The 14,893-nt window shown below is 70.5% G+C and carries 15 protein-coding genes; 6 read left to right on the top strand and 9 right to left on the bottom strand.

The features are described 5' to 3' along the window. Both ACILQS_RS11720 and guaA read left to right on the top strand, forming a co-directional pair. The coding region (locus tag ACILQS_RS11720) for a DUF3817 domain-containing protein (protein ID WP_395640308.1) at nt 1–452 on the top strand (452 nt) is incomplete at its 5' end. Then, nucleotides 449–2,026 (top strand): glutamine-hydrolyzing GMP synthase, encoded by a 1,578-nt coding sequence (gene guaA / locus ACILQS_RS11715; protein ID WP_395640307.1) that lies wholly within the window; start codon nt 449–451, stop codon nt 2,024–2,026. The genes ACILQS_RS11720 and guaA, both read left to right, overlap by 4 nt. 66 nt (nt 2,027–2,092) lie before the next feature. Here guaA and ACILQS_RS11710 read toward each other — a convergent pair whose 3' ends face one another. The 5 genes from ACILQS_RS11710 to ACILQS_RS11690 form a co-directional block, all read right to left on the bottom strand. Beyond that, nucleotides 2,093–2,767, bottom strand: a complete 675-nt coding sequence (locus ACILQS_RS11710) for a hypothetical protein (RefSeq protein WP_395640306.1) — start codon at nt 2,765–2,767, stop codon at nt 2,093–2,095. A gap of 60 nt (nt 2,768–2,827) precedes the next feature. Beyond that, complete coding sequence (locus ACILQS_RS11705; protein WP_395640305.1) at nt 2,828–4,324, bottom strand: aldehyde dehydrogenase family protein; 1,497 nt, start codon at nt 4,322–4,324, stop codon at nt 2,828–2,830. A gap of 279 nt (nt 4,325–4,603) precedes the next feature. Beyond that, nucleotides 4,604–5,425 (bottom strand): Bax inhibitor-1/YccA family protein, encoded by an 822-nt coding sequence (locus tag ACILQS_RS11700; RefSeq protein WP_395640304.1) that lies wholly within the window; start codon nt 5,423–5,425, stop codon nt 4,604–4,606. A 9-nt stretch (nt 5,426–5,434) separates the two neighbouring features. Then, a complete protein-coding gene (locus ACILQS_RS11695; protein ID WP_395640303.1) occupies nt 5,435–6,007 on the bottom strand; it encodes a hypothetical protein in 573 nt (190 codons plus the stop codon). After that, the gene (locus tag ACILQS_RS11690) at nt 6,000–6,344 is read right to left on the bottom strand and encodes a DUF4190 domain-containing protein (protein WP_395640302.1); all 345 of its coding nucleotides are present in this window, start codon (nt 6,342–6,344) and stop codon (nt 6,000–6,002) included. The genes ACILQS_RS11695 and ACILQS_RS11690 overlap by 8 nt, the downstream gene beginning before the upstream one ends. A 25-nt stretch (nt 6,345–6,369) precedes the next feature. Between ACILQS_RS11690 and ACILQS_RS11685 the strand changes: the two genes are divergently transcribed. Both ACILQS_RS11685 and ACILQS_RS11680 read left to right on the top strand, forming a co-directional pair. Next, nucleotides 6,370–7,365 (top strand): glycerophosphodiester phosphodiesterase family protein, encoded by a 996-nt coding sequence (locus ACILQS_RS11685; RefSeq protein WP_395640301.1) that lies wholly within the window; start codon nt 6,370–6,372, stop codon nt 7,363–7,365. Between the two features lie 12 nt (nt 7,366–7,377). After that, nucleotides 7,378–9,777: an ATP-dependent helicase gene (locus ACILQS_RS11680; RefSeq protein WP_395640300.1), complete on the top strand. Its 2,400-nt coding sequence runs from the start codon at nt 7,378–7,380 to the stop codon at nt 9,775–9,777. 9 nt (nt 9,778–9,786) lie between these two features. Here the strand turns inward: ACILQS_RS11680 and ACILQS_RS11675 are convergent, their stop codons facing one another. From ACILQS_RS11675 to ACILQS_RS11665, 3 genes are read right to left on the bottom strand one after another with little or no spacing between them, the layout of a single operon-like run. Next, complete coding sequence (locus tag ACILQS_RS11675; protein WP_395640299.1) at nt 9,787–10,335, bottom strand: ribonuclease H; 549 nt, start codon at nt 10,333–10,335, stop codon at nt 9,787–9,789. Between the two features lie 19 nt (nt 10,336–10,354). Next, nucleotides 10,355–11,251, bottom strand: a complete 897-nt coding sequence (locus tag ACILQS_RS11670) for a hypothetical protein (protein ID WP_395640298.1) — start codon at nt 11,249–11,251, stop codon at nt 10,355–10,357. A gap of 2 nt (nt 11,252–11,253) precedes the next feature. Then, complete coding sequence (locus ACILQS_RS11665) at nt 11,254–12,291, bottom strand: SPFH domain-containing protein (RefSeq protein WP_395640297.1); 1,038 nt, start codon at nt 12,289–12,291, stop codon at nt 11,254–11,256. 105 nt (nt 12,292–12,396) lie between these two features. Here ACILQS_RS11665 and ACILQS_RS11660 point away from each other — a divergent pair, with 105 nt between their 5' ends. Further along, nucleotides 12,397–12,924: a hypothetical protein gene (locus ACILQS_RS11660; protein ID WP_395640296.1), complete on the top strand. Its 528-nt coding sequence runs from the start codon at nt 12,397–12,399 to the stop codon at nt 12,922–12,924. 68 nt (nt 12,925–12,992) lie between these two features. Here ACILQS_RS11660 and ACILQS_RS11655 read toward each other — a convergent pair whose 3' ends face one another. Next, complete coding sequence (locus ACILQS_RS11655; RefSeq protein WP_395640295.1) at nt 12,993–13,982, bottom strand: aldo/keto reductase; 990 nt, start codon at nt 13,980–13,982, stop codon at nt 12,993–12,995. Nucleotides 13,983–14,066: 84 nt separating this feature from the next. On the opposite strand from ACILQS_RS11655, the gene ACILQS_RS11650 reads away from it, so the two are divergent. After that, on the top strand, nt 14,067–14,893 hold an 827-nt coding region (locus tag ACILQS_RS11650; protein ID WP_395640294.1), incomplete at its 3' end, for an ATP-binding protein.

Below are 14,893 nucleotides of genomic sequence, written 5' to 3'. Positions count from 1 at the left end.
AGGGCATGCCTCTCGGACCTCGACCCGCCGACGTCCCCCGCATCCGCCTCACCCTGAAGGTCTTCCGCATCTCGGCGATCGTCACCGGCGTCTTCCTGCTCTTCCTCGTCGTGATGATGGTCTCGCGCTACATCTTCTTCGTCGACATCGAGTACTCCGGCGCTTACGGGCTCGGGTTCACACCGCGCGAGCTCATCGAGGAACGTGGCACCGTCAATGTCTCGAATGTGATCCTGACGGTGCACGGCTGGCTGTACGTCGTCTACATGGCCCTGAACTTCCTGCTCTGGCGCTTCACCCGGTGGTCGTTCGGCCGGTTCCTGTTCATCGCGCTCGGCGGGATCATCCCGCTGCTGTCGTTCTTCTTCGAGTTCCGGGTGCCCCGCTGGGTGCGCGAGGCGCTCGCCAAGGTCGAGCCCGCCGCCGTTCAGACCCAGGAGGCCCCCGCGTGAGCGCCGAAACCGCCGCCCGCCCCGTCCTCGTCGTCGACTTCGGCGCGCAGTACGCGCAGCTGATCGCCCGGCGCGTGCGCGAAGCCAACGTGTACAGCGAGATCGTGCCGCACACGATCACGGCCGACGAGATCCGCGCGATGGACCCGGCGGGCATCGTGCTCTCCGGCGGCCCGTCGAGCGTGTACGAGGAGGGTGCCCCGTCGCTCGACCCCGGCATCCTCGAACTGGGCGTGCCCGTGATGGGTATCTGCTACGGCTTCCAGGTCATGGCGCAACAGCTCGGCGGCGAGGTCGCGCCGACCGGCAGCCGCGAGTACGGCTCGACGCAGGTGCGACTCGCCGGTCCGTCGAGTGTGTTCCTCAACGGCCAGCCCGACGAGCAGACCGCGTGGATGTCGCACGGCGACTCCGTCGTGCGCGCCCCCGAGGGCTTCGAGGTGCTCGCCTCGTCCGACGCGACCCCGGTTGCCGCGTTCGCGAGCGACGAGAAGCGGATGTACGGGGTGCAGTGGCACCCCGAGGTGAAGCACTCCGCGCACGGTCAGGCGGTGCTCGAGAACTTCCTGCACGACGCGGCCGGCATCCCGGGCGACTGGAACAGCGGCAACGTGATCGCCGAGCAGGTCGCCCGCATCCGGGCGCAGGTGGGGTCGGGCCGCGTGCTCGCCGCGCTCTCCGGCGGGGTCGACTCCGCGGTCGCCGCCGCGATCGTGCACGAAGCCGTCGGCGACCAGCTGGTCTGCGTCTTCGTCGACCACGGCCTCCTCCGGGCCGGCGAACGCGAGCAGGTCGAGACCGACTACGTCGCCGCCACCGGCATCCGCCTGGTCACGGTGGATGCCCGCGAGCAGTTCCTCACCGCGCTCGCCGGGGTGAGCGACCCGGAGACCAAGCGCAAGATCATCGGGCGCGAGTTCATCCGCACCTTCGAAGCGGCCGAACGCGAACTCGTCGCCGAGGCGGCCGCCGACGGGGAGCCGATCAGATTCCTCGTGCAGGGCACGCTCTACCCCGACGTCGTCGAATCCGGCGGCGGCTCCGGCACCGCGAACATCAAGTCCCACCACAACGTCGGCGGCCTCCCCGAGGACCTCCAGTTCGAGCTCGTCGAGCCGCTGCGCACTCTCTTCAAGGACGAGGTGCGCGCCATCGGCCGCGAACTCGGCCTGCCCGAGGTGATCGTGGCCCGCCAGCCGTTTCCGGGGCCAGGACTCGGGATCCGCATCGTCGGGGAGGTTACCCGTGAGCGCCTGGATCTGCTCCGCGAGGCGGACGCGATCGTCCGCGCCGAGCTGACGGACGCGGGGATGGACGGGGAGATCTGGCAATGCCCCGTCGTGCTCCTCGCCGACGTGCGCAGCGTCGGCGTCCAGGGGGACGGGCGCACCTACGGGCATCCCATCGTGTTGCGGCCCGTGTCGAGCGAAGACGCCATGACGGCGGACTGGACACGGTTGCCCTATGACCTCCTCGCGAAGATCTCCAACCGGATCACGAACGAGGTGAGTGGCGTCAACCGCGTGGTGCTGGATGTCACCAGCAAGCCGCCGGGAACCATCGAGTGGGAGTGAGCCGGAAGCCGGCTATTTCTGACCGGCTTACGGCTCACTCCGGCCCCCGTCTCGCCGCACGATCGGTCAACGAGTAGCGAATTCCAGCCGCACGTAGGGGAGTTCGTCGCGGGGGATGACGGCGGTGAGAATGCGATCGCCGAGGTCGGCGGCAAGCGCGTACACGTGGGCGTCGGTGTCGAGGCGGATGCCGTCGACATCCGTGCCGTCGATGGAAACCGGAACACCGGACTCGATCGCCTTCGCGGTCGGGGGGCCGAGGAGTTGGCCGGGGAAACCGCCGCGGACGCGTTCGTCGCGGAAGGTGTTCATCAGCACATAGTCGACGTGGCGCAGGAGCACGAGTTCGGCGGTCAACTGTTCGTCGGCGAGCTGGACCCCAGCGCCGACGCGAGTGGTGCGGACGGCCTCCCACAGGGTCGGATATCGCATCCGCTCGCGTGCGGCCAGCATCCACTCGGGAAGCGGCTTCGGGGGCTCGGCGTCGAGCGAGGCACGGAGTTCGTCGCTCAACTCGGCGAGATTCCGGGGGTCGTCGCGGCGGCCGGGGTTGCGCCACAGCGTGAAACTGAGCGCCACCTCGGTGACGACGTCGCCGATCGCGACGGTGCCGACCCCCGACTCCTCGAGGGACTCCTGCGCGCGGAAGGTGAGCAGCGGAACCCCGAAACGGCGAGCGACGTCATCGGCTGTCGGCGGAGGAGGGATGTCGGCAGGCACGGCGTGCGGGTCGAAGAACATCGATCCAGTGTGCGCTCGTGCCGCCTCGTGCGGCAACGACCCTCTCCTCCGCCGTGATCCCTAGTGGTGCATCGAGGCGAGCACCTCGGGGTCGAGGTGGGAGATCGAGCGGGTGTCCTGGAAGGCGCGCACGCCCTCGATCCCCTGCTCGCGCCCGAACCCGGACTGCTTCATGCCGCCGAACGGGGCGCGCAGGTCGAGGCGCGTCGCACCGTGGTCGTTCACCCAGACGTAGCCGCAGACGAGCTGCGAGCCGACGCGGTTCGCGGTCTCCGGGTTCGCCGTCCACACGGAGCCGCACAGGCCGCCCCAGGTGTCGTTGGCGAGGCGCACGGCCTCCTCCTCGGTGTCGAACGGGATGATCGGGATGACCGGTCCGAACTGCTCCTGCGTGACGACGCGGAGGTTGAGATCGGGGTTCACCACGATCGCGGGACGCACGAAGTTGCCGCCCGCGAGGTCGCCCGCCGGCAGTTCGCCGAACTCGCGCACGTCGGCGCCGGCATCCTTCGCCTCCTGGATGATCTCGTCGACGAACGCCTTCTGCGCGGACTGGTGCAGCGGCCCCATCGTGGTGCCCTCGTCCAGGCCGTAGCCGAGCTTCGCCTGCTCGAGCCGGGCGGTGAGGCCGGCGACGACCTCATCCATCCGCGAGCGGTGCACGAACACACGCTTGGCGTTCATGCAGATCTGGCCGGTGGTGTCGTAGATCGCGGCGTACAGGCGGTCGAGGTGGGCGTCGTCGAGGATCGCGTCCTCGAGGAACACCGCCGCATCGTTGCCGCCCAGCTCGAGCGTGACCCGGGTGAGCGACTTCGACGCCATCTCCATGATGCGCTTGCCGCCGTTCACCGAGCCGGTGAAGCACACCTTCGCCACGTCGGGGTTCTGGATGAGACCGCCCATGTTCTCGTCGAGACCGGTGATCACGTTGAGCACGCCCGCGGGCAGCTTCTCGGCGATGCGCTGGATGACGCGCGTCGTGGCGAGCGGCGTCGTGGGCGGCGGCTTCACGATGACGGCGTTCCCGGCGAGGAGCGCGTGCGGCAGCGACGCCCCGAGGATCGCGATGGGCCAGTTGAAGGGCACGATGATCGTGACGACCCCGAGCGCCTGGTGCGCGACCGTCGTGCGGGTCGGGATGGCGCCGGTGATCGGTTCGAGGACCTTGGCGGCATCCACCTCCTCGGCGAGCGAGAGGGCGAGGCCCCAGCGGATCTGCAGCACGAGGCTGTCGACCCAGGCCTCCATCCGCACCTTGCCGTTCTCCTGCGCCAGGATCGCGGCATCGTCGTCGCGCGCTTCGGCGATCCCCTCGATCGCGGCGGTCATCTGCGCGGCGCGCGCCGTCGCGCTGAGCGCGGACCAGGCGGGGAAGGCGGCCTTCGCCGCCGCCACCGCGTCGGCGACATCGGCGGGCGACGCGGCGGCGGCTTCGCCGACGACGACTCCGGGCTTCGCCGGGTCGGCCACGGTCAAGACCTCGTCGGTGAACCGTTCCTCACCGCCGATGTAGAGACCCGTTCGCACTCCGGACTTCGTCAACTGGTCGGACATTCCCACTCCACTTCGTCGTGTATTTCTGGTCAGAGCAGGCTACGCGCAGTAGTTGACATGTAACTGAATTCTTCGCGTGACCGCTCGCCCCCGCGGAAACGCCGAAGGGGGCGACCCGCGGCGCGATGTGACGCGAAGGTCGGCTCAGCACCCGTCCGTCGGGAGCTGAGGTGTGTCGACGGCGTGTCGGAAGATGCGGGTGCTGAGCGGGCGACAGACCGCGGCCTCAGCTGAGAAGGGCCCGGGCGCGCGTGCGCCTGGGCCCTTCTTCCTGTCGCGCTAGTTGCGCGGCAGGAAGTACGACAGCAGTCGCAGGATCTCGAGGTAGAGCCAGACGACCGTGACCATGATGCCGAAGGCGGCGGTCCAGCCGTAGATGCGGGGCTGGCCGGTCTCGACGCCCCGCTTCACCTGGTCGAAGTCCATCACCAGCGAGTAGGCGGCGAGGAGCACGACGAGGATGCCGAGCGGGATGCCGAGCGGGATGGTGGTGCCGGGGATGTACGCGTCGCGCAGACCGCCGAAGGAGTCGACGACGCCGGTCATCATCAGCACGATGTTGATGAGCGAGAACGCCGCGTAGCCGATGATCGCGACGAGGAAGATCTGCGTCGCGCGCTTCGAGACCCGCACCTTGCCGTTGGCGAAGAGGGCGAGCGTGATGCCGACGACGCCGAGCGTGCCCAGGAGGGCCATCGGCACGATGCCGTCCCACATCTGCGAGAAGAACATCGAGACGCCCCCGACGAGCAGACCCTCGGCGAACGCGTAGGCGAGGATGAGCGGCGGCGACGGCTTCTTCTTGAAGATGTTGACCAGCGCGAGCACGAGGCCCGCGATGGCGCCGACGATCGCGAGGGCCGGGAACACCCAGCCGACCGCGGCACCGACGAGCAGCACCGCGAAGCCCGCGAGGGTCTTGAGGATCGTGTCCTGGTAGGTCATCCGCTCCATCTGGTCCGGAGTCGCCTCCGGCAGGGAGAAGTGCTCCTGGAGCTGTCCCGGCGTCGGGACGGCGGGGGCGGCGTTCTCGCGCGCGGCGAGCTTCTGCGCCGCCTTCGCCGAGAAGGCGGGGGAGTTGCTGAAAGCAGGGTTGGCCATGCGGTCAGTTTAGGGAGAACCAGCCGGGGAAATGCTGGGCTTTCGCCCACGGCGCACACGCACCTGCGCGACGTGCACGGCACGCGCCGCCAGCGCCGACAGCAGGATGACGGCGGCCATGATCCCGAGCGCGGGGAGCATCGCCGAGTACGACGGGAACAGCCGGGCGACCATGACCGCCCCGGCGAGGACGAACAGCAGCGTCGGGTAGCTCGCGAGGGGCCGATGGCGCACGAGCAGCCACCCCGCGTACGGCAGCACGAGGATCGCGAGCCACCCCGGTCCGGTGAGCAGGAACCACATCGCGAAGGTCGACGGGATGAGCGCCCAGATGCGACGCCACCCGGCGGCGGGGAGTACCGACCAGCCGACGATGTGCGCGGTCGAGCCGAGGAACAGCAGGGCGGTGGCGAACGGGCTGGTCGCACCGCCCCCGGCGACCGCGGTGCCTCCGGCGACGATCAGCAGCAGGCCGCCGAGGAGCCGGGGGCGGTATCCACCCCAGCGCAGGCGCACTAGCGAGGTCGGCTCGCGCCAGCGGAACGGAGCGGACTCCGTCGGGGGAGGTCCCGGTTCAGGCATTCGTCGTGACGAGCGCGATCACGAGGACCGCGAGGGCGACGAGCCAGACGTACCCGAGCACGATGGCGATCCAGGCGGGCACGAGCCCGCGTTCTCCGGTGATCTTGATCTGCGACACGGCGACGTGCCCGAAGAGCGCGGCGAGCGGGCTGAGCAGGCAGCCGAGGATGAGGGCCAGCACGGCGAGCACGTTCACGCGCGTGGGCTGCGCCTCGGGGTCGGCGCTGAGCGCCGACGGCATCACCCCGGCGAGCGGCACACCGGTGCGCGTGCCGCAGGTGATGCAGTACTTCCAGGCGGGTTGGAGCTCCCGACCGCAGTTCGCGCAGGTGGCCATAGGGGCATCAGATTATCGTGAACGGGTGCCTCCTCCCCGCCCCCTCGTCATCGGACACCGCGGGGCGAGCGGATATCGGCCCGAGCACACCCGGTCGGCCTACGAACTGGCGATCACCCTCGGGGTCGACGCGATCGAGCCGGACATCGTCGCGACCCGCGACGGCGTGCTCGTGCTGCGCCACGAGAACGAGATCTCGGGGACGACGGATGTCGCCCGCCGGCCGGAGTTCGCCGATCGCCGGGCGACCAAGAGAGTCGACGGGGTGAGCCTCACCGGCTGGTTCACCGAGGACTTCACCTGGGCCGAACTCAGCACCCTCCGGGCGACCGAGCGCCTGCCTCAGGTGCGGCAGGCGTCGGCGAGTTTCGACGGCACCGAGGGCATCCTGCGACTGCGCGACCTGCTCGACATCCTCGACGCCGGTGCTGAGCGCACCGGGCGCGAGATCTCGATCGTGGCGGAGGTGAAGCATCCGACCTACTTCGCCTCGATCGCGCTGCCGCTCGACGAGCTGATCGCCGACGAACTGAAGGCCTGGGACGACGGCGGCCGCACGATCGTGGAGTGCTTCGAGCAGACGGTGCTCGGCGAGATCCGCGGGCGCGGGGTCGCGGGCCGGTTCGTGTACCTGCTGGAGTCGAGGGGGTCGGCACCCGACCAGGTCGCCCGGCTCGGGAACAAGGCGCTGCCCTACTCGGCGCAGCTGACGGATGCCGGGCTCGCCCGTCTCGCGAAGGAGGTCGACGGGGTGAGCGTCGACAAGTCGCTCCTGCTGAAGACCGGGGGCGGCGACCTCGTCGTGCGCGCCCACGGGGCCGGACTCGAGGTCTTCACCTGGACACTGCGTCCCGAGAACCGGTTCCTCGCCGCCGGGTACCGCCTCGGGTCGGCGGCGCGCGACTGGGGCGACTGGCGCGGCGAGTTCCACGCCGTGCTGGCGACCGGAGTCGACGGGATCTTCGTCGACCATCCCGACCTCGGGGTCGCGGCCCGAGCCGAGGTCGCCGGGCGCTCGTAGAATCGACACACCATGACGAGCGCCGACTTCCAGAGCATCGCCCTGGACGGCCGGCCCGCCGTCGACGAGCGGCTGCTCGACGGGCTCAATCCGCGACAACGCGAGGCGGTGCTCTACCGCGGGCGATCCCTGCTGATCGTCGCGGGGGCCGGGTCGGGCAAGACGAGCGTGCTGACCCGCCGCATCGCGAGCCTGCTCGCCAGCGGTGAGGCGAGCCCGCTGCAGATCCTCGCTATCACCTTCACCAACAAGGCCGCGAACGAGATGCGCGAACGCGTGCAGCACCTCGTCGGGCGGGGCGCCGATTCCCGGAGCGACACCGGGATGTGGATCTCGACGTTCCACAGTGCGTGCGTGCGCATCCTGCGCCGGCAGGCCGAGCAGATAGGGCTCAAGGCCGGGTTCACGATCTACGACTCCGCCGACAGCCGTGCGCTGATCAAGCGCATCGTCAAAGAGCTGGATGCCGACACCCTCAACCTCACGCCCGGGATCGTCGCGGGCAAGATCTCGAAGCAGAAGAACGAGCTCATCGACGTCGAGACCTACGCGCGCAACGTCAACACCGACGACCCCGCCGAGGTCGCGTTCCTCGAGATCTACCGCCGCTACACCGCGGGCTTGCGCCGGGCGAACGCGCTCGACTTCGACGACCTCATCGCGGAGACCGTGCATCTGTTCCGCGCGTTCCCCGAGGTCGCGGCGCTCTACCAGCGGCGCTTCCGCCACGTGCTGGTCGACGAATACCAGGACACCAACCACGCGCAGTACGCCCTCATCCGCGAGCTCACCCGGCCGATCAAGCCGCAGCACGTGCCGGAGGACACGCGGATGGCGGTCGACGCGTCCGGCGGTCTGCCCGGCGCATCGCTCACCGTCGTCGGCGACTCCGACCAGTCGATCTACGCCTTCCGCGGCGCCGACATCCGCAACATCGTCGAGTTCGAACGCGACTACCCCGAGACCAAGACCGTGCTGCTCGAGCAGAACTACCGCTCGACGCAGAACATCCTCGACGCCGCCAACGCGGTGATCTCGAACAACTTCGACCGGCTCGAGAAGAACCTGTTCACGACCGTCGGGTCGGGGCATCCGATCATCGGCTACACCGGGTACTCCGGGCACGACGAGGCGCAGTTCGTCGCCGACGAGATCTCGGCGCTGCACACCGCCGGCACTCCGTATCGCGAGATCGCCGTGTTCTACCGCACCAACTCGCAGACGCGTCCGCTGGAAGACGTGTTCATCCGCTCGGGGCTGCCGTACAAGATCATCGGCGGCACCAAGTTCTACGAGCGCGCCGAGATCAAGGACGCGATGGCCTACCTCATCCAGGTCGCGAATCCCGCCGACGACCTGGCCCTGCGCCGCATCCTCAACACCCCGAAGCGCGGCATCGGCCCGGCGACCGAGGCCGCCCTGCAGGCGCACGCCGACAAGATGGGGGTGCCGCTCCGGGACGCGCTCGGCGACGCCGGGCAACTCGACCTCGGACCGAAGGTCACCCGCGCCATCCTCGACCTCGCGGAGCTGCTCGACGAAGCCGAGGCGATGCACGTCGCCGGGGGGAAGGCGGCCGACATCCTGCTCGCCCTGCTCGCCGGCTCGGGGCTGCTCGACGCGCTGCGCGCCACCCGCGACCCGCAGGACGAGGCGCGCGTCGAGAACGTCGAGGAGCTCGTGAGCGTCACGAAGGAGCACGCGAAGAACAACCCGGATGCCGGCCTGCTCGAGTTCCTCACCGAGGTGGCGCTCGTCGCGGCGACCGATGAGATCGAAGACGAGTCCGGCACGATCTCGCTCATGACGCTGCACACGGCGAAGGGCCTGGAGTACGACGCGGTGTTCCTCACCGGCGTCGAGGAGGACCTGCTGCCGCACCGGATGTCGTCGGGCGAGCCCGGCGGCCTCGCCGAGGAGCGGCGACTGTTCTACGTCGGCATCACCCGCGCCAAGAAGCGGCTGTTCCTGTCGCTGTCGATGACCCGCTCGTCGTTCGGCGACACGAGCGTCGCGATGCCGAGCCGCTACCTGCAGGAGATCCCGCCGGGCCTCATCGACTGGCGCCAGTCACCCGGCGACGCCACCTCGCGGGGAGGCACGCGCCCGCGGGCGCTCAACGCACGCGGCTACGCCGGAGGTGCGGCGCGGGGGTTCTCGTACTCGACCGAGGCGCTGCCCCCCGCCCCACCCCGCGTCAAGCGCGAGTGGGCATCGGAGATCACCGGCAAGGTGCGTGACAACGGCGACCTGACCCTCGAGGCCGGCGACCGCATCCGGCACACCGACTTCGGCGACGGGAAGGTCGTCGCCGTCACCGGTCAGGGCACCAAGTCGATCGCCGAAGTGCAGTTCGAGACGGCGGGCAAGAAGCGCCTGCTCATCAAGATCGCGCCGATCGAGAAGCTGTAGTCGAGCGGGTCACCCGCGCGGCCGGTCACCCGCGCCGCGCGGCGGGTCGACGGAGACGTCGAGTGGCGGCGAACCGTGCCGCGACGACCACATCGAATCGTCGCCGCCGGCCGCGTGCTGGGAGGCCCGCACGGCGCGCTCATCCGCCCAGCTGTTGAGCCGATGCCCGCTGTGTCCGCGCACGTGCTCGAGCACGACGTCGGGGAGGCCGGCGGCGCGGCGGGCGTCCCGTGCGGCGATGAGCTCCTCGAGGATCTCGCGGTTCGCGACCGGCTTCTTCGCACTGGTCAGCCAGCCGCGGCGACGGTGGCCGTCCATCCACGAGCTGTAGGTGTTGATCGCGTACATCGAATCGGGCTGGATGACGAGTTCGCGCACGTCGGCGTTGTCGCGGATCGCGTGCAACAGGCCGAGCAGCTCGCCGATGTTGTTGGTGCCCTGCGGGATCGCGCCGGCGGCCCAGTGGCCGTCTTCGCCGACCCAGGACCAGCCGGCCGGCCCGGGGTTGCCTTTGCAGGCGCCGTCGGTCGCGACGACGTAACGCTCGGGGGTGCTCACCGATCGAGTCTGTCAGGCCTCAGCCGGTCACGAGCGCGAGTCGGGATGCCGCCGTGCCGACCGTGAGGCGCTGACCCCAGCCGATCGGCAGACGGTCGTGTTCGATCCCGTCGCCGAACGCGACGAGGAGTTCCGATTCGGCGACCAGTTCCAGGAGCTGGCCCGCCGCGAGGTCGCCGTAGCCGAGCACCCGGCCGGTGGCCGGCGACGGCCAGGCTTCGCGCACGAACCAGGCGAGCGCGTCCGACGAGACCGTCGGCAGCCACTCGAGCAGGGCGCGGTCGTTGGCGATCGATGACGACCACCCCGTGCTGCCGGTGCCGGTGCCGACGATGATCCCCGACGACGACTGCCGTTCCGACCCGCGCTCCGGCACCGTCAGGGTGTAGCGCGACGACTGGTGGCCGGGATCACCGAGGTAGAGGTCGTTGAGCGCGACGAGGGTCTGCCCGTCATCGAGGGTGGCCTGCACCATCGCCCGGTGCTCGATCACCGCCCGGCCCTCGCGCACCCGTTCGACCAGCATCGTGCCCTCGCTCGGGGCGTGGCGCACGAGCACCCCCGCGTTGCGCCCCGGCTCGGGGTTCACGCCGATGACCGGCTGCCCGGCGAGATACTTGGCGACGTTCGCGACGAGACCGTCCTGCCCGACCGCCACGACGATGTCCTCGGGGGCGAACAGGTAGCGGTCGAGGTCGCCGCGCTCGACCCGAGCCTGGCGGACGTCGGCCGGGAGGCTCGTCGAGACCAGGTGATGCGCCGCCTCGATCGCCTCGTGCCGCGCGAGCACGTCCTCGATCGAACGGCCACGGGACCGCAGGAAGAACTCGGCCTGGCCGAAGGTCGCGTGCCGGTCGAGCAGCTCCTCGTACTCCGAGCGCCGGTGCACGAACACCACGCGGGCGGGGAGCGCCACCCTCAGGCCTCGCGGGTGGGCGCCGGGGTCGTCGGAGCAGGGGCGGGCGCCTCGGCCAGTCGGCTGAGCGCCTGGGTGAGCACGTCCGGCGTGAGGTTGAGCGTGCCGATCTCGGGCAGGTGCTTCGCGAGCTCCTGGAGCGCGAGGGCGGTGAGCACGGACGGCTGCACCCCGGCGTAGGCCGCCAGCCGGGCGGCCTCGGTCTCGGCGTTCGCAGCGCCGACGACGCGCATGCTGTCGGCACGGGCGGCCGAGTCGAGCTTCGAGCGCTCGGCGTTGGCCTTCGACGCGATGAGCGCGGTTGCGGCCTCCTCGGTGGCGCGCCGCTGCGCGTTGGCACCCTCCTGCTGCACGAGCAACTGCTCCCGGGTCGCGAGCTCGATCTTGCTCTGCAACTCGTTCTCGGCGATCGTGCGCTCACGCTCGACCGCTTGCGCGCGCCGCTCGTACGAGGCGGCGTCGGCATCCTGTTGCACCCGCTCGCGCACCGGCGTCTCGAGCGCGCGCTCCAGGTCGGCTTGCGGTCGGATCGACACGATGCGCACGGCGACGACGACGACGCTCGTCTCGGCGAGGCGCTCGTCACCGGCGAGGCCCGACGCGGTCACGGCACGCACCTTCGGGATGCCGGCGCCCAGGACATCCACCAGGTTCAGCGACGAGATGTGCTCGACCGCGTACTGCTGGGCGAGCTCGGTGATGCGCGTTCCGACCTGCTCGAGCGGCTTGCCCATCCACCGGCCCGTGTAGGGATCGATCGAGAAGTCGATGCGTCCCGCCGCGACGACGGCATCGGCGAAACGATAGGTGACGGTGGCCTGCACCGACACCTCCTGGAAGTCGAGGGTGCGAGCGCCGAACAGCATCGACAACTCGTTCTCGGCGATCGGCACCTCGCTGATCGCGGCGTTCAAGGCCCGGAAGTAGAAGGCGATGCCGGGCCCGCTGTGCACGATCCGGCCCCGACGGGCGTGCACGATGTGGCTCGTCGGCGTCGCGCGCAGGTGCCGGGCGAACGGGAAACGGCGGATGTCGGCCATGCCGGAAGCCTAGGGCGCTCGGATGGAGCGGGGGAATGTCAAGACTGCCGCCGCGGATGCCCTGATCCCTATGCTGGCGCCACCCCAACGAAGGAGTAGTACCTCATGGCTGTTGCCTCCAACTCGCGCCGCGGTGCCGCCGGCATCGCGTTCATCGTCGCCGGCGCGCTGCTGCTGCTCGCCACTCTCCTCGGCTTCGCCGCAGTCGGCACCGGTCCCTGGCTCGGGCTGCTGGCGAATCTGGCGCTCGCGGTGGGCTTCGCAGTTCTGGCGGTCGGTTCTGTCGCAAACGTGGTCGCCCGGGTCGCGCTGATCGTCGCCGCCGTCGGCTTCTTGCTCATCGCGCTCAGCACCATCGTGAGCCTGCCTGCCCCGATCGGCACGATCGCCATCGTCGCCGCCGCAATCGGCGGTCTCGTGGGCGCGATCGTGCTGTACACGGGGAAGGAGATCACCGATCGCTCGGCGGTCGCCTTCATCGTCACGATGGCGATCTACGCCGCGATCGTTCTGTTCGGGCTCGCGGCGGTGCCGCTCGGCATCCTCGGGAATCTGCTCAGCATCGCATTCGCGGTCGGCCTCATCCTGACGGGCCTGCTGTTCTCCCGCGTGCAGGGGTCGCGTCGCCGCTGACCCACCCTGCGATCTGCCCGAAATGGCCCCTTCCCCGCGCGGGATGGGGCCATTTCGGGCAAACAGCCCTACCAGCGGGCGTGGATGGCGGAGCGGAAGCGGCGGTCGTAGAGGTCGCGCACGGCGGCGGTGAACTCCGCGCCGAGGGCGGGCGCCGACCCGGCGGCGGCGTTCCCCTGCGCCTGGGCGACGTTGCGCGCCCCCGGGATGACGGTGCTGACGCCGGGCAACTGGGCGAGCCAGGCGAGGGCCGCCGTCGCGGGCTCGAGGTCGTGGGCGCGGGCGAGGGCCGAGAACTCCCGCGCGGCCTCGACGCCCTCGTCGAAGTCGACGCCCGAGAAGGTCTCGCCGACGTCGAACGCCTCGCCCGAGCGGTTGTAGGTGCGGTGGTCGTCGGCGGCGAACGCGGTGTCGTGGTCGTAGCGCCCGGAGAGCAGGCCCGAGGCGAGCGGGACGCGCGCGATGATCCCCACCCCGGCCTCCTTCGCCGCCGGCAGCACGGCGTCGAGGGGCTTCAGCCGGAAGGCGTTGAGGATGATCTGCACCGTCGCCACCCCGGGACGCGCGATCGCGGCGAGGGCCTGATCGACGGTCTCGACGCTCACGCCGTAGGCCGCGATCGTGCCGTCGGCGACGAGGGCGTCCAGGCTGTCGAAGACCGCGTCGGAGGCGTAGACGCCGTCGGGCGGGCAGTGCAGCTGCACGAGGTCGAGCGTGTCGACGCCGAGGTTCGTGCGCGAACGATCGGCCCACTCGCGGAAGTGCTCGGGGGAGTAGTTCGGCACCGTCTGGTCCATGCGGCGACCCATCTTGGTCGCGATGAACACCTCGCCACGGAGGCCGGTGGCGTCGAGCCAGGCCGCGATGCGCTGCTCGCTGCGCCCGTCGCCGTAGACGTCGGCCGTGTCGTACATCGTGACGCCGGCGGCGTAGGAGGCATCGAGGACGGCGCGGGCCGCGTCATCGTCGACCGCTCCCCAGTCGGCTCCGAGCTGCCAGGTGCCGAGGCCGATCGCCGAGACGGTGCGGCCGGTGCGTCCGAGAATCCGAGTGTCCATGGCTCGACCCTACGGCCCCGATCTGCATCGGTCGCGGAGCGCGAGTGGCCCTGGGTCGGGCCGGTCGGGCACGATGGTCGCATCATGACTCGCGACGCCGTCACGACGCCGCAGCCGGGGGAATGGGCCATCGTCGTCCGCGACGAGGCGACCGCCATCCGCGCCGCCCTGCGACGTTCTCCCGCCCGCCTGCAGCTGCTCGTCGGACCGGCGGGCGTCGGCAAGTCGGTACTCGCCCGCACGGTCGCGAACGACCTCGACGGCCGCGTCGTCATCCCCGTGCTGGCGTCGGCGGAGCTCAGCGGAGTTCCGCTCGCGGCACTCGCCCCCGCGCTCGCTCAGTTGCGACTGCCGACCGACCCGTCGGGCGCCGTGCTCGCGTTCGTGTCCGCGGTCGCGCGCGACCCGGATCGTCACGTGCTCGTCGTCGACGACGCGCCGCGCCTCGACGCGGTCTCCGCGGGGGCGATCGCGCAGCTCGTGCGGGGTTTCGGAGTCGCCGCCGTGGCGACGGCGCGACTGGGGGAACGGCTTCCCGAAGCCCTCGCGCGCCTCGTGGACGAGGGCTTCGCCGAGATCCGGCAGCTCGGCGGACTCGGTCACGAGGCGGTCGACGAGATCCTCGCCGCGCGGTTCGGCGCGCATGTCCGTCACGCGGATGTCGCCCGCCTCACGGCGCGGACGGATGGCAATCCGCTCTACCTCCGGGCGCTGGTGGATGCGGCGGAGCGCAGCGGTGACGTGCGGGTCGAGCACGGGTTCATCGCCGTCGACGACGGCCGGACGCCGCCCGACCTGCTCACCGCCGTCGTCGAGCGGGTGGCGGCTCTCGACGCCGAGGCCGCCGAGCTTCTGCGCGGCATCGCTCTGATGGAACCGGTCGAGCGCGACGTCGTGGCGTCGGGAGCCGA

It is taken from the genome of Pseudolysinimonas sp. (assembly GCF_044239695.1).
GTDB lineage: Bacteria > Actinomycetota > Actinomycetes > Actinomycetales > Microbacteriaceae > Pseudolysinimonas_A.
This window is presented reverse-complemented; position numbering and strand designations above follow the sequence as displayed.

Excerpts from the sequence above, each read along its gene's own strand:
- ACILQS_RS11710 (WP_395640306.1), bottom strand. The coding sequence starts at position 2,767 with ATGTTCTTCGACCCGCACGCCGTGCCTGCCGACATCCCTCCTCCGCCG.
- ACILQS_RS11705 (WP_395640305.1), bottom strand. The coding sequence starts at position 4,324 with ATGTCCGACCAGTTGACGAAGTCCGGAGTGCGAACGGGTCTCTACATC.
- ACILQS_RS11700 (WP_395640304.1), bottom strand. The coding sequence starts at position 5,425 with ATGGCCAACCCTGCTTTCAGCAACTCCCCCGCCTTCTCGGCGAAGGCG.
- ACILQS_RS11695 (WP_395640303.1), bottom strand. The coding sequence starts at position 6,007 with ATGCCTGAACCGGGACCTCCCCCGACGGAGTCCGCTCCGTTCCGCTGG.
- ACILQS_RS11690 (WP_395640302.1), bottom strand. The coding sequence starts at position 6,344 with ATGGCCACCTGCGCGAACTGCGGTCGGGAGCTCCAACCCGCCTGGAAG.
- ACILQS_RS11680 (WP_395640300.1), top strand. The coding sequence starts at position 7,378 with ATGACGAGCGCCGACTTCCAGAGCATCGCCCTGGACGGCCGGCCCGCC.
- ACILQS_RS11665 (WP_395640297.1), bottom strand. The coding sequence starts at position 12,291 with ATGGCCGACATCCGCCGTTTCCCGTTCGCCCGGCACCTGCGCGCGACG.
- ACILQS_RS11660 (WP_395640296.1), top strand. The coding sequence starts at position 12,397 with ATGGCTGTTGCCTCCAACTCGCGCCGCGGTGCCGCCGGCATCGCGTTC.
- ACILQS_RS11655 (WP_395640295.1), bottom strand. The coding sequence starts at position 13,982 with ATGGACACTCGGATTCTCGGACGCACCGGCCGCACCGTCTCGGCGATC.